Genomic DNA, 20,070 nt, shown 5'->3' with positions numbered 1-20,070 from the left:
CACATCCTCGGGAGCCGGCGGATCCACGACGCGGGTTCGGCGGGCGGGGGACGGGACGAGCAGCTCGGGGGCGGTCAGCGCTCCGCCGCAGGCACCCCGGCCTCCCGCGGCGCCGGCAGGGCGACGGCCTGCTCCTGGAACTGCTGGAGTCCTGCCCGGAACTCCGCGGTCCAGTCCGCGGTCTCGCCCTCCAGATGCGCCCGGATCCTGCCGAGCAGCCCGCCGATCAGGTTCATCCGGCGCTCGATCACCGACTGCTCCGGCTCACCCGTCACATCCCGCAACAGCTCCGCGGACCAGGCCAGCCGGAACTCGTTCAGCTCGCCGCGCAGCGCCTGCGCCGCCGTGATGTCCCGCATCCAGGCCGTGGAGAGCCCGAAGAAGTAGTCGAAGCCCTTGCAGCCCGCGGCGGCGGCCAGGAAGACATAGCCCCAGCTCTGGATGTCCGCGTTCGCGGCCGCCCCGGCGAGCGGGATCACGGTGCCGGTCGTCGCGAGCACGATCATCATGCCGCGGATGACACGGGAGCCGAGACGCTTGAGCCGCTTGTCCTCGAGGTACCACTCGATGGCGTCCTCGGCCTCCTGCTCGGCCCAGGCACGCAGCAACTGGACCGACTCCAGTCTCTCGGCCGGCGTGTTCGCGGCCAGCGCCGGAAAGGGCCTGCTGCGCAGATCCCTCCTGCGCGCCCGTCCGCCGTCGGGCCCGACAGCCCCTGTGCTCCCCGTCAACTCACCCTCCCAGCAGGGTCATTGACTCAAGAGCGTAGCCGAAACACCCGGCCCGGGACCGTCAGTCCTCGTCGGAGGTCAGCCGCAGCGCGATGCTGTTGATGCAGTACCGCTGGTCGGTCGGCGTCGGGTATCCCTCACCCTCGAAGACATGCCCGAGATGCGACCCGCACCGCGCGCACCGCACCTCGGTGCGGACCATCCCGTGCGAGCGGTCCTCGATGAGCTCGACCGCGTCGGTGTTCTTCGGGTCGTAGAAGGACGGCCAGCCGCAGTGGGACTCGAACTTCGTGGTGGAGGTGAACAGTTCGGCGCCGCAGGCGCGGCAGGAGTAGACGCCCGTCGTCTTGGTGTTGGTGTACTCACCGGTGAAGGCGGGCTCGGTGGCGGCCTGGCGCAGAACCGCGTACTCGGCCGGGGTCAGCTCCGCGCGCCACTGCTCGTCCGGCTTTTCGACGTCGTACGACATGAGTGCTTGCCCCTCACTTCGACAGGCGGTCCAGGATGAGCGGGCCGAGGTCGGTGACATCGCCCGCGCCCATGGTGAGAACGAGATCACCGGGCTTCGCCATTCCCGCGACGAGCGAGGCCACCTCGCCCTTGTCGTGCACCGCCGTCACCTCGGCGCCGGCCGCGCGGGCCGCCTCGATGACCAGCTCGCTGGTGATCCCGGGGATCGGGTCCTCGCGGGCCGGGTAGATGTCCAGGACCAGCGAGGAGTCCGCGAGGGCGAGGGCGTCGCCCATCTCCTTGCCGAGCTCCTGCGTGCGGGAGAACAGGTGGGGCTGGTAGACGACCAGGATCCGGGCGTCCCCGGCGGCGGCGCGCATGGCCTCCAGGTCGGCCGTCATCTCGGTCGGGTGGTGGGCGTAGGAGTCGATGACCTGGACGCCCGCGGCCTCGCCCTTCAGCTGGAGGCGCCGCTTGACGCCCGTGTAGGCCGCGAGCGCCGGGGCCAGCTCGGCGGCCGGGACCCCGAGCGCCGCACCCGCGGCGAGGGCGGCCACGGCGTTGAGCGCGTAGTGCCGCCCGGGGACGGAGACGGAGACGGTGAGCTCCTGACCGCCCAGGAGGACGGTGACCTGGCTCTTCAGCCCCTGTGCCACGACGGACAGGACCCGCACGTCGGCGTCCTCGGCCTCGCCGTACGTCACCACCTGCACATCGCAGGCCGTGACCCGCCGGGTCAGCTCCCGCGCCCCGTCCTGGTCCGCGGAGATCACCAGGGTGCCGCCCTCGGCGATGCGATCGGTGAAGGTCACGAAGGACTCGTAGATCTCGTCCATCGACGCGTAGTTCGCGTGGTGGTCGAGCTCCACGTTCAGCACGATCGCGACCTCGGGCGCGTACTTGTGGAAGCTGCGGTCCGATTCGTCCGCCTCGGCGACGAAGATGTCGCCCTCGCCGTGCAGGGCGTTGGAGCCGGGCGCGTCGAGGTCGCCGCCGATGGCGTACGAGGGCCGCAGGCCGAGCTCGCTCAGGGAGACCGCCAGCATCGACGTCGTGGTCGTCTTGCCGTGCGTACCGGCGACGGCGATCGGACGCAGCCCCTCCATCAGCGAGGCGAGCGCGTCGGAGCGGTGCACCACCGGAACGCCCAGCTCGGCGGCGCGGGCCAGCTCGGGGTTGTCCTGCCGGATCGCCGACGACACGACCACACAGCTGGCGTCGTCCGCGAGGTGCTCCGCCGCGTGCCCGATGTGCACGGTCGCCCCCAGCGCCCGCAGCGCCTCGGCGGTCGCCGACTCCCGGGCATCACTGCCCGCCACCTTGGCCCCACGCTGCGCGAGAATCTTCGCGATCCCCGACATCCCGGCCCCGCCGATGCCGATGAAGTGCGGTCGGTCCATGGCGGTGGGAATGCCGGGTGCCATGCGTGTTCTCCCAGGATTGCGATACGACGATGAGGACCCAGCCTATTGGGTCAGGAAGCCGACCTCACGCTTGGGACACAGGGGACTGCAACCCCCCAGGGGCGCGGGGAACTGCGCGACCAGCCACATCGAACCCGCACCCGGCAAACCACCGAAGCCCTACGGCGCTAAGCCCTGCTGTGCGAGAACAGCTTCAACACCGGCACCCCCACCTTGTGCCGAGCCCGAGAAGCCCAGTCCCGATGAAAGAACTCCTCCACATAGTGGGGATCCGTCAGCACGATCACCTCATCCGCCCCCACCTCGTCCACCACAGCCCGCAGCGCATCCAGCGGATGATCCTCCAACAGCCGCCCCTCCGCCGCCGCCCCGGCGGAGCGCAACGCCGTGAGCGACACCTCCAAGGCCCGCTCCCCCGTACTGAGCGCCTCCTCCCCCTCCGGCGTACTCCCCTCCCGCACGGCCTCGTCCAACTCGCCGAGCGCGATGTCGTCGATGGCACGCAACAACCTGTCGGCCTGCTCGCCGCGCGGCTGGAGCAGCACATGGAACGAGACCTGTTCGTCCCCGTGCAAGGTGGTGACGAACTCCACGTCGGCGGACGTCAGGGCCTTCTCGATCATCAAAACGCTTGTGAACACCGGGCGCCCCTTCTGCGGAAACCATCCTGCCCCGTGCTCGCACGGGGACTGCGAGTTTTAGTGTGCCCGGCGAAAGCTAAACGGAACGGTGGATTCCGCCGTTTTGACCTCACGTCCGCCGGTACCGGCTGTACAGAAAGCCGTCCTCCTCCAACAGGGACACCAGCTCGAACCGCTTCGGAACGGCCACCGACGGCCCCCCGGCGATGCGCTGGGCGGTTCCGGCGGTGAGCATCGGGGAGATCGTCAGACAGAGCTCGTCGAGCACACCGGCGGCGACCAGCTGCCCGAGCAACCGCGGCCCGCCCTCGGTGAGCAGCCGGGTGTGGCCGAGCTCGGCGAGGGCCTGGACGGCACGTACGGGATCCACGCCGACACCGTCACCGGCGATCACCACCTGGGCGCCCGCCTTCTCGGCCGCCGCGACCCGGTCCGGCGGCGCGGCGGCGCCGGTCAGGATCAGGGTGGGCACCAGGGGTGAGGTGAAGAGCGGCAGGCTGTAGTCGAGGTCCAGGCCGGCGCTGACCACCGCGATGGCGGGCGCGGGCCCCTGCCCGGCCGCCTCACGCGCCGCGGCGAACTCCTCACGCGCGCGTGCCGGACGGTACCCCTCCTGGCGTACCGTTTCGGCGCCGACGATCACGACATCGGCCAGCGCCCGCAGCGTGCCGAAGATCCGCATGTCGGTCGCGGTGGAGATGGGCTGCGAACGCCCGTCGTGCTGGGCGGCCCCGTCGAGCGTGGACACCATGTTGGCCCGCAACCAGGGAACGGGGCCCCCGGGTCCCGGCTCGGGATAGGCATAGGCGGCAGCGAGCTCGGCAAGACTCCACTCCCGGCCGGCCGGATCCTCCCCGACGCCCGGCGCCCCGAAACCGGGAAGCCCGACCGCCTCCAAGCCGGCACCCCCGGCCCCAGAGGTAGCGGCCTCTCCTACGACCGCCCCACCCGCCGAGACCGCTCCGGCGCCCCCGGCTCCTTCCTCGTGGCCGACGGCCCCGTCGGCGCCGGACCCCGCGCCGCGGGTTCCCGCACCCGCTCCACCAGGTGCACCGGCCCCTTCTTCGCCGACCACCAGCTCACTCCCGTCGGCCGCCCCTCCGGCGTCGCCGACACCGGCCCCGGAAGCCTCGCCGGCACCCGCAGGCTCCGACACCCCGCCAGCGGCACCGGAGCCCTCACCGGCCGAACCGCCGGAGGCCCGAGGTGTTGTTTCGTCGGTCACAGGGAACAGGCGTCGCATGTCATGGAGTGTGGCACGGCGCTTAGCATGGTGAACCGTGTCGTCCTCCACCGCCGCGTCCAAGCCGAGCCCGATAGCCGAAGCGAGCCCGCTGTCCCTGTGCGCCCGTGAGCCGCACGTCCCGGCGGACCGGCTGGTCGCCGAGATGGTGCCGCCGCCGCGCTTCGACTCGGTCCGCTTCAGCACGTACATCCCGGACCCGAACCAGCCCAGCCAGATGGAGGCGGTCGGTGTCCTGGAGTCCTTCGCGGCCGGGCTCGGCGGGGCGCACGCGAGTGGCGCGGGGAAGGCCAGGCGCGGTTTCCTCGGGTTCGGCAGGGCGAAGGCGCCCAAGGTGCCGGCCGGCCCCCGCGGCGTCTACCTCGACGGTGGCTATGGCGTCGGCAAGACCCATCTGCTCGCCTCCCTCTGGCACGCCACCCCCGCCGAGCCGTCGCTCAAGGCCTTCGGCACCTTCGTGGAGCTGACGAACCTCGTCGGCGCCCTCGGTTTCCAGCAGACGGTGCAGACCCTCTCCGGTCACCGGCTGCTGTGCATCGACGAGTTCGAGCTCGACGACCCGGGCGACACCGTCCTGGTCTCCACGCTGCTCGGCAAGCTCGTCGACGCGGGCGTCGCGCTCGCCGCCACCTCCAACACCCTGCCCGGCAAGCTCGGCGAGGGCCGCTTCGCGGCGGCCGACTTCCTGCGGGAGATCCAGGGCCTGTCGGCCCACTTCCGCCCGCTGCGCATCGACGGCGAGGACTACCGCCACCGCGGTCTCCCCGAGGCGCCGGCGCCTTACTCCGACGAACAGGTGACCAAGGCGGCGTACGCCACCGAGGGCGCCTCGCTCGACGACTTCCCGCATCTGCTGGAGCATCTGGCCCGTGTCCACCCCAGCCGTTACGGCGCGTTGACCGATGGCCTGAAGGCGGTGTGTCTCACCGACGTCCGGCCGATACCCGACCAGTCCACCGCGCTGCGGCTCGTCGTGCTCGCGGACCGGCTCTACGACCGTGAAGTCCCGGTCCTGGCCTCCGGACAGCCGTTCGACCAGCTGTTCAGCGAGGAGATGCTCAACGGCGGGTACCGCAAGAAGTACTTCCGCGCCATCTCGCGACTCACCGCGCTGGCCCGTGACTCCAAGAGCCTGGTGACCCACTAACTCCCCCCAGTCAAGGGGTGGTTCAAGCCAAGCCACCCGCGCATTTCAGGCTCTCTTCAGCTCGAAACGCTAAGTTAACCCTGCAAACAACTTTGCCGGGTTAACGTGTTTCTTGACCAACGGTTGACCAAGCGTTGGCGTGCACGATAGGTGCGGACTGTCTGGAGGGGGGCGCGTGTTCCGAGGTACGACGGCACGGACCGTGGTTTCGCTCGTCGCCGCCGTCCTGCTCGCCCTCCAGTTCTTCGCACCCGGCACTTCCTTCGCACACGCGCATACGGCCAGTAAGGCAGAGGCCAAGGCCCAGCCCGGAATCAAGCTCTCCGGCAAGGCCCTGCGCGACGAGACCCTCACGCTTCGCCACTGCATGCCGTCGGGCAATGGGGACCCGACCGGCCCGCTGCGCACCCGGGACCAACTGCGCTCCGCCGACACCGGAGCCCAGGCACCCGACCGACCGTTGCTCACCCGGGACCCCGCGTCCGCGCACCAGCCGGGCACACCCGGCGGCGCGCATCAGCGCACGTCGAGATCCTCGACGTCCCACACTCCCGCGGGGCTTCAGGTCTTCCGCTGCTGAGAGGCGGCGGCGGTCCCCCCACCTCTGTCATGTAAACCCCGACGCGCCAATGCGGCGCGCCAGGAGGAGTCACCACACATGCAGCCCCTCATCGACAACGCCCGTACGTTCGGACAGCGCCCTGAGGAGTTCGCCGAACTGGCCGCAGGACAGTCACCGCAGGTCCTGTTCATCACCTGCTCCGACTCCCGGGTCGTACCGGCCCTGATCACGGGCGCCCGCCCCGGCGAGCTCTTCGAGCTGCGCACCGCGGGCAACATCGTCCCGCCCTACGCCTCCGCGCACCCCACCAGCGAGGCGGCCACCATCGAGTACGCCGTGGAGGTCCTCGGCGTCCGCGACATCGTGGTCTGCGGCCACTCCCACTGCGGTGCCGTCGGCGCGCTGGTGCGCGGCGACGACCTGGACGCCGTGCCGGCGGTGCGCGACTGGCTCGCGCAGGCCCATCCGCGCCCGGCGGGCACCGTCGAGGACCCCGAGGTCGCCGAGGGCGTCCAGGCCCACGTACTGGCGCAGCTGCTGCGGCTGCGCTCGTACCCGTTCATCGAGAAGAAGCTGAAGGAGCGTCAACTGAACCTGCACGCCTGGTACTACGAGGTGCACAGGGGCGCCGTGCGCGTCCACAGCCCCGAGACCGACGCGTTCGAGGCGCTGTGATCGGCATGATGACCAAGTTCCCCCACCTGCGGCAGGACTTCGCCGCCTCGTTGGTCGTCTTCCTGGTCGCGCTGCCGCTGTGCGTCGGCGTGGCCGTCGCCTCCGGGGTGCCGGCCGAGCTCGGGCTCGTCACCGGCATCGTCGGCGGTCTCGTCACCGGTCTGATGCGCGGCAGCAGCCTTCAGGTCTCCGGACCCGCCGCCGGTCTGACCGTGCTGGTCTTCGAGGCCGTGCGCGAGTTCGGGCTGCCGGTCCTCGGTGTGCTGGTGCTCGCAACCGGTCTGCTCCAGCTCCTCATGGGTGCCCTGAAGCTGGGGCGCTGGTTCCGGGCCATCTCCGTCTCCGTCGTCGAGGGCATGCTGGCCGGCATCGGCCTGGTGCTCATCGCCGGACAGCTCTACTCGGTCGCGGACGCCAAGGCGCCCGCCTCGGGCCTGGAGAAGATAGCCGGACTGCCCGGCGCGCTCGTCGACGCCGCCCAGAACACCGAGGCGCTGGCCTCGATCGGACTGGGCGCCGGCACCATCGCCGTACTGGTGCTGTGGAAGCGGATGCCGCGCCAGGTGCGTACGGTTCCCGGTCCGCTCGCCGCGGTAGGGCTGGCGACGGCCGTGGCCGCCGTGTTCTCCCTGCCGGTCGCCACGGTCGAGGTCAAGGGTCTGCTGGGCTCCATCCAGCCGCCCGGTGCGGACGCCTTCGGCGAGCTGGCGAACGTCGGCGTGCTGGCCACGATCGTCGCCTTCACACTCATCGCGTCGGCCGAGTCGCTGTTCAGCGCGGCGGCCGTGGACCGGCTGCACGACGGTCCGCGGACCGAGTACGACAAGGAGCTGATGGCGCAGGGCGCGGGCAACGCGGTCTGCGGCGCCCTCGGCGCGCTGCCGATGACCGCGGTCATCGTGCGCAGCTCCGCCAACGTCCAGGCGGGCGCGAGGACCAAGGCGTCCCGGGTGCTGCACGGCGTGTGGCTGCTGCTGTTCGCGGCGCTGCTGCCCGCCACGCTGGCGCTGATCCCGATCCCCGCCCTGGCCGGCATCCTGGTCCACGCGGGCTTCAAGCTGATCCCCTTCCGCGGGATCGTCTCCCTGTGGCGAGGTCACCGGGGCGAGGCGCTGATCCTCGTCGTCACCGCCGTCTCCATCGTCGCGGTGAACATGTTCGAGGGCGTGCTCATCGGTCTGGCCCTGTCGGTCGCCAAGACCGCCTGGGAGGCCTCGCACGTGAAGCTGGAGATCGTCGACAAGGGCGCCGGACCGATCCAGGTGTGCCTGTCGGGCAACGCGACCTTCCTGCGGCTGCCGAAGATCCTCGACAGCCTGGAGTCGCTGCCCCAGGACCGCCCGGTGGAGCTGCACCTGTCCGAGGTGCACCACCTGGACCACGCCTTCCGTACGGCCCTGGAGAACTGGGCCGAGCGGCACAGCGCGGTGGGCACCGAACCGGTGCGGGTCACCTCGTCCTGACCGCCGTATGACCTCTGGTCCGGGGCCGGGCATGGCCCCGGACCAGACGCCGGGCATATCGTTGCAAGGAGCAGACCTCGGACAGCCGTCGGCGAGGAGGTCGTCATGCTGGAGGAGCTGCTGGGCGCAGCGGCGGGAGTGGGTGCCGCGGGCCTGGTGTACGTGGCGGCCGCCGCGCGGGTCGTCAAACAGTACGAGCGTGGGGTGGTCCTCCGGCTCGGACGGCTGGCAGGGGAGGTACGGCCCCCCGGATTCACCTTGATCGTTCCGATCGTGGACCGGCTGCACAAGGTCAACATGCAGATCGTCACGTTGCCGGTGCCGGCCCAGGAGGGCATCACCCGCGACAACGTGACCGTGCGTGTGGACGCGGTCGTGTACTTCAAGGTGGTCGACCCGGCGAGCGCGCTCATCAAGGTCGAGGACTACAAGTACGCGGTGTCTCAGATGGCGCAGACATCGTTGCGTTCCATCATCGGCAAGAGCGATCTCGACGATCTGCTCTCCAATCGCGAGAAGCTCAACCAGGGCCTTGAACTGATGATCGACAGCCCGGCCATCGGCTGGGGCGTGCAGGTGGACCGCGTCGAGATCAAGGACGTGTCCCTGCCGGACACGATGAAGCGCTCCATGGCCCGGCAGGCCGAGGCGGACCGCGAGCGGCGGGCCCGGATCATCAACGCGGACGCCGAGCTCCAGGCGTCCAAGAAGCTGGCCGAGGCCGCTCACCAGATGGCCGACGCGCCCTCCGCACTCCAGTTGCGGCTGCTGCAGACGGTGATGGCGGTGGCGGCGGAGAAGAACTCCACCCTGGTCCTGCCCATCCCGGTGGAGCTGCTCCGCTTCCTCGAGCGGGGCGAGGACGACGAGCGCCACGTCAAGCGCACCCCGGAGCCGAACGCGGGCAAGGCCCTGGAGGGCTCCGCTGCCGACAAGGACGCCCATCCGGCCGTCGAGCCCACGGCCCAGCGGGATGTCGAGCCCACGGCCCAGCGGGATGTCGAGCGGACGATCGAGGACATCATCGAGGACGCCACGGGGAAGTGACACGAGCTACGCGCGTGGTTCCCGCGACCCGCACCAGGTGATAGACACGGCGGGGTCACAGTTCCTGTCCGCCAGCAGGAAGGTTTCCCCATGCCCGAGAACACCACCACCGACGGTACGTCACGTCGTCGACTCCTCGCCCGCACCGGCGCGTTGGGCGTCTCGATCGCTTTCGCCGGCAATCTCACCGAGCTCTTCGCGGGCACCGCGGCCGCACAGAACCTCGGCCACACCGGATACGGCCCGCTGGTCCCCGACCCGAAGGGCCTGCTCGATCTGCCGGAAGGTTTCCGCTACCGGGTGCTGTCCCGCGAGGGCGACCGGCTGCGCTCCGGCGAGGGCCTGGTCCCCTCCAACCACGACGGCATGACGGCCCTGCGCGGCAGGCACGGCCGCGTGCATCTGGTCCGCAACCACGAGAACCGCGCCGACGGCAGGGTTCCCGTCCCGACGGTCGAGGGCCTCACCTACGACCCGGCCGGCAAGGGCGGCTGTACGGCCCTGACGCTGGACTCCCGGGGCCGTGTGCTGTCCGAGCGGGTCGGCATCGCCGGTACGGCCGTCAACTGCGCGGGCGGGCCCACGCCCTGGGGAACCTGGCTGACCTGCGAGGAGACCGAGGACCGGGCCGGCACCAACGGCTACACCAAGGACCACGGCTTCATCTTCGAGGTCGACCCGGCCGACCCCCACCGCTCGGGCGCGGTCCCGCTGACCGCGATGGGCCGCTTCCAGCACGAGGCCATCGCGGTGGACCCGCGGCGCGGCATCGTCTACGAGACCGAGGACGCCTTCGAGAAGCCCTTCGGCCTCTTCTACCGCTTCCTGCCGCACCAGCCGCACGGCGGCCTCGGCACCCTGCGTGCGGGCGGCCGCCTCCAGGCGATGCGGGTACCGGGCGTCCCCGACCTCTCCTCGATCCAGGAGACGGGCGCGAGCTTCCGGAACATCGAGTGGGTCGACGTACCGGACCCGCTCGCCGCCGGGACCCCCATCCGCCACCAGGACTTCGGCCCGAAGGGCATCACCCACGCGCAGAAGCTGGAGGGCTGCTACTGGGGCGGCCGGTCCGTCTATTTCGTGTCGTCCTTCGCCCGCAGAGCGGAGGGCTCGGCGGCGGACCACTACGGGCAGATCTGGCGCTACGACCCCGCCGAGCGGCGCCTCACCCTGGTGATCGTCTTCGGCCCCGACACCGATCTCCAACTGCCCGGCGAGTCCCCGGACAACATCTGTCTCGCCCCCAGCGGCGGGCTCATGGTGTGCGAGGACGGCAACGGCGCCCAGCACGTCTACGGTGTGACACGACGCGGCGAGGTCTACGCGATGGCCCGCAACGCCCAGAACATCGGGACGCCCCAGGAACCGGAGTGGGGCGAGTTCGCCGGGGTCACCTTCTCCCCGGACGGCGGGACGATGTACGTGAACTGCTACACGCCGGGCACGACGTTCGCGGTGACGGGACCCTGGCGCGGATAGGTGCTTCGACGGGTCCTCTAACCTGGGCGGCATGAACGCTCCGGGGGATCTCGTCGACGGCCGGTTCGAGCTGGTGGAACGGCTCGGCAGTGGCGGAATGGGCACCGTGTGGCGGGCTCGCGACACGGTGCTCGACCGCGAGGTCGCCCTCAAGGCGGTGCGGTCCGACGCGGACACGGTCGGCGTGATGCGCGAGCGGGTGCTGCGCGAGGCGCGGGCGCTGGCGCGGCTGAGCCATCCGCACGTGGTGACGGTCCATCAGATCGTGGCCGCCGAGCCGCATCCGTGGATCGTGATGGAGCTGGTGCCGGGCGTCTCGCTGCAACGGCGGCTGGACGACGGCACGCTGACTCCGACGGCGGCGGCCCGGCTCGGCCGACAGGTGCTCGCCGCACTGCGGGCCGCGCACGCGGCGGGCATCCAGCACCGGGACGTCAAGCCCGCCAACATCCTCCTGCGCCCCGACGGCGACGCCGTCCTCACCGACTTCGGCATCGCCGCCCTCCAGGGCACCACGGGCCTCACGGCCACGGGCGAGTTCGTCGGGTCGCCCGAGTACATGGCGCCGGAACGGATCCGGGGCCACGACGACGGCCCGGCGGCCGACCTGTGGTCGCTGGGCGTGGTGCTGTACGTGTGCGTCGAGGGCGTCAGCCCGCTGCGCCGCCCCACCACCCTCGCCACCCTGGCCGCCGTACTCGACGACCCGCTCCCGCCACCGACCCGCTCGGGCCCGCTGACGCCGGTGCTCGAAGCCCTGCTGGTCCGCGATCCGGCCGCGCGCCCGGACGCCGCCCGGCTGGACGCGATGCTGGCGCAGGTGGAAGCGGGCACGACACCGGACCGGGCCGCCCTGCCGACGGCGACCTCCGTGGCCCCGCGCCCGACGCCCACCCGGGTGGACACCCCGCACCCCACGGTCCCCACGGGCGTGGACAGACCCCGTCGCCGCACTCCCCTCATGGTGGCCGCGGCCACGGCGTTGGCAGTCGCTACAGCGACGGCGCTCATCCTCACCGTCCGCCTCGGCGACACGGGCGGCGACGACAAGTCCCGCGCCACGACACCCCCACCGGCCACCACTGCCCCGGCAAAGCAAAAACCGACCCCGACCCCGGCCGGCGACCGCTGGATCGCCCAGCTCCACTCCGAACCCGTCTCAGCCGGCACCGCCAACCGCGACCGCCGGCTCGCCGTCCTGCGCCAGTCCGTCCCGGAGACCACCGTCCTGCGCAGCGACGACCACGCCTCCCTGCGCCCCGGCTACTGGGTCTTCTACGCCCCCGGCCCCTTCTCCGACGGCCGCGCCGCCCTGACCTTCTGCGCCGAACGCGGCCGCACCTCGCCGAACACCTGCATCGGCCGCTATGTCAGCGCCAACGCGACCGAGTACGCCCTCCAGTGCCGCCCTCCGGCCACCGCACCGACGGGCCGCTGCACGCGCACCGACTGAGAAGACGCCGACAAGGCGCTGCCAAGCCCCGAGAGGTCCGGTCCCGCCGGGCGGGTGACACAGATCCGGCACGCCCACACTCGCACCGATATGTCCATCTGATCCCCATATCTTTCATGTGGTGATCACACTTGTACGACATATCGCTGCCGTCTGTGCCGCGAGCGCGGCCCTGAGCGGGCTCGCCGCGTGCGGGGCGCCCGAGGCCACCCGCGCTCCCCACCCGGCCCCCAGCGCCGCCGTCACCGCCTCACCCTCGGCCGGACCTCCGACCCTCGCCCCCGGCCCCGCCGGTCTGACCCCGGTCTTCGAGCACGGCCCGCAGACCGCGGACAAGACGGTGGCGCTCACCTTCGACGCCGACATGACCGCCGGTCAGGGGGCGCGGGCCGCGCGCGGGGAACGGTTCGACAATCCGGGGCTCGTGGCGGCGCTGCGGGAGTTGAAGGTGCCGGCGACCGTGTTCATGACCGGGCGGTGGGCCGAGGAGTACCCGCGGCAGGCCCGGTCCATCGGACGGGATCCGCTCTTCGAGGTGGCCAACCACTCCTACAGCCACTACGCCTTCACCGACGACTGCTACGGGCTGCCGACGGTCGGTGCGGAGCGGATGCGGGCCGACGTGGAACGGGCCTACGCCGCGTTCCGGAAGGTGGGCATCCGTGACCCGATGCCGTACTTCCGGTTTCCCGGGGGCTGCTACGACCGGCGCGCCCTGAAGGCGCTCGCCGCGGTCGGTGTCACCGCCGTGCAGTGGGACGTGGTGAGCGGGGACGCGTTCGCGACGGACGCCCGCGCGGTCACCCAGGAGGTGCTGGACGGCGTGCGGCCGGGGTCCGTGGTCGTCCTGCACTGCACGCGCAGCGCCGCTCCGACGACCGAGCGGGTGGTCCGGCGGGTCGTGCCCGAGCTGCGCGCGAGGGGGTTCCGGTTCGTGAAGGTGTCCGAGCTGATCGGGGCGGCCGGTGGACGGGACTGAGGCTCGTACGCTGGACGTATGAGCGAGGACCAGCCCGGCAACGACTACTGCCTGATCGACGCGACCAGGCCGCCCAAGGCGGACGGGCCGCCGTACGCGATGGGGGTCCCCCCGCTCGAGCGCATTCGAGAGTGGGGGAGTGTGCTGTGCCGGAAGCCGACGGAGTACCCGGAGTCGTACAAGGGGATCACCCTGTGCCCGGTGTGTGAGTGGCAGGAGGCACAGCGGACCGCCTGTTCGGGGTGACCCGTCTGTTCGGAGTGACCGCCTGTTCGGGGTGACGGTCCGGTCAGGGTGATCTTCGGGACGTGAGCGCGCAGGCCACGGCGGTCGCCGCCGCCGTGAGCAGGGCTGCCGCTGCCAGCGGCAGCAGGGGCAGGGGGACCGCGCCCGAGCGGGAGCCGGTGACCAGGCCGCTGACGGCCGCCTGGGCCGGGGAGCCGGTCACGACCACGGCCAGCAGGGCCGCGAGCAGCATCGCGGGGACCGCGCGGCCGGTCGAGCGCAGCAGCGGCCAGGTGGTGAGGGCGCCGACGGCCGTGCCGAGCAGGGCGCAGGCCAGCGTGGCGAGCAGCCCGGCCGCGCCCGCCGGAAGCGGGGGTACGCGCGTCTGGTGGTCCGCGCTCACCGGGTCGCTGATGAGCGTCACGACGACGGTCGCGACCGTGCCCACGAGCGCCGCGGCGGTCAGCGCCACCAGCAGCGCGGCGAGGTGCGCCCGACCGGGACCGGCCGCCGCGGAGACACAACTGCGGGCGGCGGGCGGCTCGTTGGTGACACAGATCCGCACCAGCCAGGCGGCGACCGGCAGCAGTCCCGCGGCCGTGAAGCCGAGCGAGTCGAGGATGGGCTCGCCGCCCTGCACGCCGATGCCGAGGAACGCGGCGTACAGGATGAAAGGCGGCAGCCAGCGCTGCGAGCGGACCAGCAGGGCGGTCTGGTAGCTGAACAGGGCGGTCATGGGCGGCTCTCGGTGTCGGGGGTCGGTCCCGGCTCCGTCGCGGGCGTCTCCTGGCCCACGCTCACCACGTGCCAGGGCGGGCGGGCCGTCAGCAGGGCCCGCAGGAGGACGTCCGAGTGGGAGGCGGGAAGGGTGAGTCGGTGGGTGCCGGGCGCGGGTTCCTCGGCCGATATGACCGTACGAGTCGCGTCGGCGGGGAGTTGCGCGCCGAGCGGCCCTTGGACGACGACGATCATGTGCGGCCCGGCGGGGCCTGCGACGACTCCTTCCGTCCGGAGGTCCAGGCCCGCGTCGCGCACGGTGTACGTGGCGTCCGGCGCGCCCGCCAGACGGTCCGGGTCGTGGTCCACGAAGACCACGGCGGTCCCGCCCGCGGTCCGTTCGGCGACGGCCCGCTCCAACTCCTCGCGGGCGGCGGCGTCGAGGCCGGTCCACGCCTCGTCCAGGACGAGCAGCTCCGGTTCGGCGAGGAGGGCCTGTACGACGGCGACCTTCTGGCTGCTGCCCTTGGACAACTGGGCCATGGGCGTACGGGCGTACGCGGCGGCGCCGAAGCGGTCGAGCCACTCCAGGGCGGCGCGGGCGGCCGCGGGGCGGGAGAGGCCGTGGACCTTGCCGAGGTGGGTGAGGTAGCCGAGGGCGGTGAAGGGCAGGGCGGTCGGGAAGCGTTCGGGGACGTAGGCGGTGCGGGGGCGGCCCGTGATGCGGCCCTCGGTCGGGGTGTCTATGCCGGCCAGGAGCCGGAGCAGGGTGGACTTGCCGGTGCCGTTGGGGCCTTCGACGCGGATGAGGTCGCCGGGGGTCACGGTGAGGTGGACGCCACGTAAGACCCAGGGGCCGCGCAGGCCGTAGCGACGGCCCACGTTGTCCAGACGAAGATCGCGTTGCATGGGGATCATCATCTCCCGGGGTTGGCACACTTGAGGACGTGACCAACGATCCGACGCCCGTGACCGACAGCCCCTTCCGCTCCGAGCCGAGCGCCCGCGACCAGGCACCGCAGTTCGTGCTGCCCCTGGTCGTCCGCATAGAGAAGAGCGCGCCCCCGGCCCGCACCGACGCCCTGGAAACCGCCGCCCGTGCGGTGCTGGTGATCCTCAGCGACGAGCGCTCGGCCGGCGAGGGCGAGTGGGCGCGGGCGATGCGGGACTGGCAGGACGCGCGGATCCGGAAGGTCGTACGGCGGGCTCGTGGCGCCGAGTGGCGGCGCGCGGAAGCGCTGCCCGGCATCACCGTCACCGGCAAGTCGGCCGAGGTGCGGGTCTTCCCGCCCGTGCCGCTGGACGGCTGGCCCAAGGAGCTGGCGAAGCTCCAGGTCTCCGGCACCGACCTCGACGACCCGGAGCCACCCGTGGCCGCCGACCCTGCGACGCCCGTGCTGTGGCTGAACCCCGAGCTCGACATGTCCGCCGGCAAGGCGATGGCACAGACCGGCCACGCGGCGCAGCTCGCCTGGTGGGAACTGCCGGACGAGGAGCGGACCGCCTGGCGCGACGCGGGGTTCCCACTGGCGGTACGGAGCGCCGAGCCGGGGCGCTGGCGTGAGCTGACCGGCGGGGGCTGCCGGTGGTGCGGGACGCGGGGTTCACGGAGATCGCACCGGGCTCGTGCACCGTCGTCGCCGACCATCCGGCACTGCGGTAGGGCTTCCGGCCTTTCGGAGGCTATGCCGTGGCGCGCACGATGAGCGTGCCGAAGTGCCCCTCCTTCGGAGCGTCCAGGACAGTCGCTTCCACCGCAACGAAACCGGCGCGCAGCAGATGCCGCTCCCACACCTGCGGCTTGTAGCTGTAGCGATAGGTGAACATCGCCTTCCCCGCAAAGCCACCCTTGTACATGCCTTGGGGACCGTAAGCGCCGGGGATCGCCGGCGGTTGGGAGAACACGAACTGCCCGCCCGGGTTGAGCCGGTCGCGCACGAGAGGGAAGAGCCGCGCCGGGTCGACGAACCAGGCCGCCCCGAAGATGGAGTAGACGGCATCGAAAATGTCCTCGCACGCGGCGAGCCACTCCAGGACCTCACCGCACTCGAACGTCGCGCCGGTATCCGCCCAGCGCTTGCTGCCCTTCTCCACCATGACCGGGGAGAGGTCGACGCCGCGCGCCTCGATGCCCTGCCGCGCCAGATGCGCGAGGGCGCGCCCGGTGCCGCACCCGATCTCCAGCACACGGCTCGGACTGCCCAGCAGTTCCGGGCCGGGGCCGTGCCCGGCGTACTGGGTCCAACAGAACGCCGGCTCGGCGTCGTCCTTGAAAGCGGACTCGGCGAAGGTGTCCCAGAGTTCTGTCTCGGCGGCGATGTCGTGCGGTACGGGCACCGCGTGTTCCTCTGCGTGGTGTCGGGCTGTGGGAACCCCCGCCCTCCGGGGGAATCCGAGGGCGGGGGGCGACTGTAGCGGCTCAGTGGCTGTCCGGGACCTTGTTGTCGCACGGCGAGCATTCGGCGCCGTCGATGGCCCACAATGCCTCGTCGACAGCGAAGCCGATCGACCTCAGGTAGTCCGCGGTGCGCAGGCACAGGCCGTCGCCACGGCGCTCGATGAAGGGCGCGTGATGCTTGTAGGCGCCTCCGTTGTACAGACGGCAGATGCCCCACCACACGGGTGTGTCGAGGATCAGCTGGTGGACGCCGATGTCGACGAGCTTGCCGACGCCCAAGTGGACCTCGGGATGAGCAACCAAATGCCGACGATCGGGACAACGAAGTAGGCGATCCAGAAGAACGGCAGCAGGTCAGCATTCTTGGACATGGACGCTGGGGGGAGCGGGTCCTCACGCTTGTACTTCAGCTGGTCCATCCGACGCAGGAACGCCGCATAGCTCTCACTCTGCTGTGGTTCCTCCGCTTGACGGCGGGCTCGCTCCCGTTCGGCCTGGCGTAGGGAGGCTTCGAGCATGAACTGCTTACGGCGCCGCGACGTCATCGTGATCTCCGAGCTACAGGTCGCCGAGGACCTCGCGGCGGGCGGCCGCGGCCTTGCGGTTGAGGGCGCCGGTCATGCGGAAGAGGGCGACGGTGAGGGCGAGGAAGCCGGCGGCCAGTATCACCTGGGTGATGACGCTGACGATGCGGATGTCCTGGGTCGCCACGGCGATCATCAGCAGGATGAAGTTGCCGCAGATCCAGGCGAACCATATGCGGAGCTTCTCGACCCTTACAGCCGTTTGTACGTCCCTGCCCCAACGAAGCGGCTGACGTCTAAGGCCGGGGTGCGCCTCGGAAGCCGGGATGAACGACGCCAGGTGTACGACCGGCTCCAGGCCGCCGTGATGGAGGCGAGCAGCACGGCGATGGCGGTGTTGCAAGCTGACCCAGGCTCAAGGCGAGATTCTTCACGTTTACCTGGATCTGCGGCTCGTTGCCAACCCGGCCCCATTGCGTGCCGCGGAGACGGTGCTCGACTGAGTGACTGACTTGTTCATTTTCCTTCCGTCCGGCACCTACACAGAGTTGTCGGCAGGGATGAACCGCGTCGTGGAGGCCCAGCGTGAGTTCACGGACGTCTGCCGGGACGACCTCTGGTACCTGCGCAAGCGGTGGCAGTTCTACCGGAAGGCGTGGTGGTCGGCCCGGCGGTGGCGGCGGCACAGGCCTGCCTGACCGAGGTAGCCCCGTCGCTGGATGGCGACGGGGCTCTTCTCGGTGCGCGGGGTGACAGGGGCGCGTCCAGCCTGCCTGCTCCACCTAGACGTACACGGTGTACGTCTTGCAGTAGCTCTCGTTGCAGCCCTTGATCTGGGCCTTGTCGAACTTGCCGCTGGGGCTGTTGACCGGCCCTACTTGAGTGTTGCTGTTACGCCACTTGCCCCAACTGTCGCCGTGGACACGCATCCAGACGTGGCCTGCGCAGGAGCCGTTGTTGCCCTTTCCTGCGACTGCCTTCTTGCTGGTGAGACTTATGGCATAGGTGGTACCACAGGGCCGGGTGAACTGGCCGAAGCCATCGGTGAAGTAGACACCGGTGTCCGGACGATGCCCGGACCCGGTGTCCGCGGATGCGGTGCCAGTGGTGAGCATGACAGCCGCAGCTGCGGCTCCCAGGGCTGCGGCGATGGGTTTGCGCATGAGGATTCTCCCCGTGTTCGATGGTGGTCGGTCAACCGCAACCAAGGTAGAAGGCCTGCCACTCAGGACGTGCCTATAACTCTTCAGGGTGCATCGGGAGTTCGCATAGGTCGGCCCGGCACACCGTGGTGGCGTCCCGGGCCTTCTCGGCGGGCGGGGCGACAGGGGCCACTCTTCAGGCTCGTGACGGCCGGCCACCCGATGGAGGAACGAACTGGGTGACGTTTTCGCCATCTACGCCCCGCGGCGCCCCGACATCCGCACTCATTGGACGCGACGCCTGATCGCCGCTTTGCGGCGCGACAGAGGGCATTTGCCGAACGGGTCAAAGCCTGCTCTGCACGCGCTCGCGCCAGCACTGGCGGTCACGAACCCCACCCTCACGCATCCATGGATGCGTGAGTTGATTCGAGACTAGCGCCCAGATAATTAGCGCGCAGCCGGTTCGGTAATCCAGCTACGAAAAATCGCCCGCAAAGCTCGCTAACAAAGCTGGCGAAACTATTGCCGATGACATTTCAGCTAACGGTTGTGCACTCAAATCAGACCTGGATGTTGGGTGGGCCGGGGTATGCCGTCAGCCCACCAACGGCTCGCTCGCCAGTATCTGGTGGCCGCGGCGGATCGCGCCCGGCTCGTGCACCCTCGTCGCCGACCATCCGGCTCTTCGGTAGGCCTGCCGGCCTTTGAACATCCCCGCCGTCCGGCGCGTACGACCTTGCGGGTGCCGTCGGGAGAGTGCCGGGGCGCGCGGGCGGGTGTGGACTCGAACCTCAAATGTTGCTCTGAAGGTGTTCCGCGTGCGGTTCGGGCGGGGCGTGCGGGGCCATACCCCCGTCACGAACCGACACGTCCGAGGAGACGGGACAGCGGGTACGGGAGAGGCCGAGGAGGGGCGATGGAGCGACTGGGTACGGGCATCGGATGGCGTCCGGAGATCGCGGACGCGGTGGAGCGCATGCCGGGCATCGACTGGGTCGAGGCCGTCGCCGAGAACGTCTGCCCCGGGCACCTTCCCGAGTCTCTGGTACGGCTGCGGGAGCGCGGCGTCACGGTGGTCCCGCACGGCGTCTCGCTCGGGCTCGGCGGGGCGGAGCGGCCCGACGCCGGGCGGCTGGCGGCGCTCGCCGAGCGGGTCGAGGCGCTGGGGGCGCCGCTGGTCACCGAGCACATCGCGTTCGTACGCGCGGGCGGGCCGCTGACGGCGTCCCCGCGTCTGGAGGCGGGCCACCTCCTGCCGGTCCCGCGCACCCGGGACGCCCTCGACGTGCTCTGCGAGAACGTCCGCATCGCCCAGGACGCGCTGCCCGTGCCGCTCGCCGTGGAGAACATCGCCGCGCTGATCTCGTGGCCGGGCGAGGAGATGACCGAGGGGCAGTTCCTGTACGAGCTCGCCGACCGCACGGGCGTGCGGCTGCTGATCGACGTGGCCAACCTGCACACCAACCACGTCAACCGGGGCGAGGACCCGGCCAAGGCGCTCGCCGAGCTGCCGCTGGAGGCCATCGCGTACGTCCATGTCGCGGGCGGTTTCGAACGCGACGGCGTCTGGCACGACAGCCACGCCCACCCGGTCCCGCAGCCGGTCCTGGACGTCCTGACCGACCTCGCGTCCCGGGTGTCGCCGCCGGGGGTGCTGCTGGAGCGGGACGAGAACTTCCCGGAACCGGGCGAGCTGGAGCGGGAGTTGGGGTCGATCCGGGGGGCGTTGGAGAAGGGGGCGGCGGAGAGGGAGGCGGCCCGGAGGGG

At 71.0% G+C, this 20,070-nt stretch carries 21 protein-coding genes and 2 pseudogenes; 12 read left to right on the top strand and 11 right to left on the bottom strand.

Going from position 1 to position 20,070, the window contains the following annotated elements; all coding sequences use genetic code 11:
- Positions 1 to 74: 74 nt before the first annotated feature.
- The 5 genes from L0P92_RS19980 to L0P92_RS19960 all read right to left on the bottom strand — a co-directional run bounded on the left by L0P92_RS19980 (position 75) and on the right by L0P92_RS19960 (position 4,144).
- The gene (locus L0P92_RS19980) at positions 75 to 731 is read right to left on the bottom strand and encodes an SLATT domain-containing protein (protein ID WP_234764159.1); all 657 of its coding nucleotides are present in this window, start codon (positions 729 to 731) and stop codon (positions 75 to 77) included.
- 61 nt (positions 732 to 792) lie between these two features.
- A complete protein-coding gene (msrB, locus tag L0P92_RS19975; protein WP_234764158.1) occupies positions 793 to 1,200 on the bottom strand; it encodes a peptide-methionine (R)-S-oxide reductase MsrB in 408 nt (135 codons plus the stop codon).
- 13 nt (positions 1,201 to 1,213) lie between these two features.
- Positions 1,214 to 2,605 (bottom strand): UDP-N-acetylmuramate--L-alanine ligase, encoded by a 1,392-nt coding sequence (gene murC, locus L0P92_RS19970; RefSeq protein WP_234764156.1) that lies wholly within the window; start codon positions 2,603 to 2,605, stop codon positions 1,214 to 1,216.
- 167 nt (positions 2,606 to 2,772) lie between these two features.
- The gene (locus L0P92_RS19965) at positions 2,773 to 3,246 is read right to left on the bottom strand and encodes an indole-3-glycerol phosphate synthase (RefSeq protein ID WP_234764155.1); all 474 of its coding nucleotides are present in this window, start codon (positions 3,244 to 3,246) and stop codon (positions 2,773 to 2,775) included.
- Between the two features lie 109 nt (positions 3,247 to 3,355).
- A complete protein-coding gene (locus L0P92_RS19960) occupies positions 3,356 to 4,144 on the bottom strand; it encodes a pyrimidine reductase family protein (protein ID WP_234764165.1) in 789 nt (262 codons plus the stop codon).
- A gap of 382 nt (positions 4,145 to 4,526) precedes the next feature.
- Between L0P92_RS19960 and zapE the strand changes: the two genes are divergently transcribed.
- The 9 genes from zapE (at position 4,527) to L0P92_RS19910 (ending at position 13,540) form a co-directional block, all read left to right on the top strand.
- Positions 4,527 to 5,636, top strand: coding sequence for a cell division protein ZapE (zapE, locus tag L0P92_RS19950; RefSeq protein ID WP_234764154.1), 1,110 nt, complete (start codon positions 4,527 to 4,529; stop codon positions 5,634 to 5,636).
- A 175-nt stretch (positions 5,637 to 5,811) separates the two neighbouring features.
- Positions 5,812 to 6,216 (top strand): hypothetical protein, encoded by a 405-nt coding sequence (locus L0P92_RS19945; RefSeq protein WP_234764153.1) that lies wholly within the window; start codon positions 5,812 to 5,814, stop codon positions 6,214 to 6,216.
- A gap of 78 nt (positions 6,217 to 6,294) precedes the next feature.
- A complete protein-coding gene (locus L0P92_RS19940) occupies positions 6,295 to 6,873 on the top strand; it encodes a carbonic anhydrase (protein WP_234764152.1) in 579 nt (192 codons plus the stop codon).
- A gap of 5 nt (positions 6,874 to 6,878) precedes the next feature.
- Positions 6,879 to 8,336 carry a SulP family inorganic anion transporter gene (locus L0P92_RS19935; RefSeq protein ID WP_234764151.1) on the top strand — a complete coding sequence of 486 codons (1,458 nt, stop codon included), beginning with the start codon at positions 6,879 to 6,881 and terminating at the stop codon, positions 8,334 to 8,336.
- Between the two features lie 105 nt (positions 8,337 to 8,441).
- On the top strand, positions 8,442 to 9,383 hold the full coding sequence (locus L0P92_RS19930) for a slipin family protein (RefSeq protein ID WP_234764150.1): 942 nt from the start codon (positions 8,442 to 8,444) through the stop codon (positions 9,381 to 9,383).
- Positions 9,384 to 9,473: 90 nt separating this feature from the next.
- Positions 9,474 to 10,862 (top strand): PhoX family protein, encoded by a 1,389-nt coding sequence (locus L0P92_RS19925; protein WP_234764149.1) that lies wholly within the window; start codon positions 9,474 to 9,476, stop codon positions 10,860 to 10,862.
- Between the two features lie 31 nt (positions 10,863 to 10,893).
- The gene (locus L0P92_RS19920; RefSeq protein ID WP_234764148.1) at positions 10,894 to 12,315 is read left to right on the top strand and encodes a serine/threonine-protein kinase; all 1,422 of its coding nucleotides are present in this window, start codon (positions 10,894 to 10,896) and stop codon (positions 12,313 to 12,315) included.
- Positions 12,316 to 12,436: 121 nt separating this feature from the next.
- Complete coding sequence (locus L0P92_RS19915; protein WP_234764147.1) at positions 12,437 to 13,294, top strand: polysaccharide deacetylase family protein; 858 nt, start codon at positions 12,437 to 12,439, stop codon at positions 13,292 to 13,294.
- A gap of 18 nt (positions 13,295 to 13,312) precedes the next feature.
- Complete coding sequence (locus L0P92_RS19910; protein ID WP_234764146.1) at positions 13,313 to 13,540, top strand: hypothetical protein; 228 nt, start codon at positions 13,313 to 13,315, stop codon at positions 13,538 to 13,540.
- Between the two features lie 43 nt (positions 13,541 to 13,583).
- On the opposite strand, the gene L0P92_RS19905 is transcribed toward L0P92_RS19910, so the two are convergent.
- Together L0P92_RS19905 and L0P92_RS19900 are read right to left on the bottom strand one after the other, a co-directional pair.
- A complete protein-coding gene (locus L0P92_RS19905; protein WP_234764145.1) occupies positions 13,584 to 14,255 on the bottom strand; it encodes an ABC transporter in 672 nt (223 codons plus the stop codon).
- Positions 14,252 to 15,145 (bottom strand): ABC transporter ATP-binding protein, encoded by an 894-nt coding sequence (locus L0P92_RS19900; protein WP_234764144.1) that lies wholly within the window; start codon positions 15,143 to 15,145, stop codon positions 14,252 to 14,254. Before L0P92_RS19900 ends, L0P92_RS19905 begins: the two co-directional genes overlap by 4 nt.
- Positions 15,146 to 15,183: 38 nt before the next feature.
- On the opposite strand from L0P92_RS19900, the pseudogene L0P92_RS19895 reads away from it, so the two are divergent.
- A pseudogene (locus L0P92_RS19895) lies at positions 15,184 to 15,899 on the top strand (peptidyl-tRNA hydrolase).
- Between the two features lie 20 nt (positions 15,900 to 15,919).
- On the opposite strand, the gene L0P92_RS19890 reads toward L0P92_RS19895, so the two are convergent.
- The 3 genes and pseudogenes from L0P92_RS19890 to L0P92_RS19880 form a co-directional block, all read right to left on the bottom strand.
- Positions 15,920 to 16,573 carry a class I SAM-dependent methyltransferase gene (locus L0P92_RS19890; protein ID WP_234764143.1) on the bottom strand — a complete coding sequence of 218 codons (654 nt, stop codon included), beginning with the start codon at positions 16,571 to 16,573 and terminating at the stop codon, positions 15,920 to 15,922.
- Between the two features lie 82 nt (positions 16,574 to 16,655).
- Positions 16,656 to 16,928: pseudogene (locus tag L0P92_RS19885) on the bottom strand (hypothetical protein); the annotation flags it as partial.
- Between the two features lie 264 nt (positions 16,929 to 17,192).
- Complete coding sequence (locus L0P92_RS19880; RefSeq protein WP_234764142.1) at positions 17,193 to 17,561, bottom strand: hypothetical protein; 369 nt, start codon at positions 17,559 to 17,561, stop codon at positions 17,193 to 17,195.
- A 157-nt stretch (positions 17,562 to 17,718) separates the two neighbouring features.
- Here L0P92_RS19880 and L0P92_RS19875 point away from each other — a divergent pair, with 157 nt between their 5' ends.
- The gene (locus tag L0P92_RS19875) at positions 17,719 to 17,856 is read left to right on the top strand and encodes a hypothetical protein (protein WP_234764141.1); all 138 of its coding nucleotides are present in this window, start codon (positions 17,719 to 17,721) and stop codon (positions 17,854 to 17,856) included.
- 84 nt (positions 17,857 to 17,940) lie between these two features.
- Here the strand turns inward: L0P92_RS19875 and L0P92_RS19870 are convergent, their stop codons facing one another.
- Positions 17,941 to 18,321, bottom strand: a complete 381-nt coding sequence (locus L0P92_RS19870; protein ID WP_234764140.1) for a hypothetical protein — start codon at positions 18,319 to 18,321, stop codon at positions 17,941 to 17,943.
- Between the two features lie 898 nt (positions 18,322 to 19,219).
- Between L0P92_RS19870 and L0P92_RS19865 the strand changes: the two genes are divergently transcribed.
- A partial coding sequence (locus L0P92_RS19865) for an MbnB/TglH/ChrH family RiPP precursor modification enzyme (protein WP_234764139.1) occupies positions 19,220 to 20,070 on the top strand: 851 nt, incomplete at its 3' end.

It is taken from the genome of Streptomyces muensis, assembly GCF_021474425.1.
Classification (GTDB): domain Bacteria; phylum Actinomycetota; class Actinomycetes; order Streptomycetales; family Streptomycetaceae; genus Streptomyces; species Streptomyces muensis.
The sequence above is the reverse complement of the archived record's forward strand: the minus strand, read 5'-3'. Positions and strand labels throughout refer to the sequence as shown.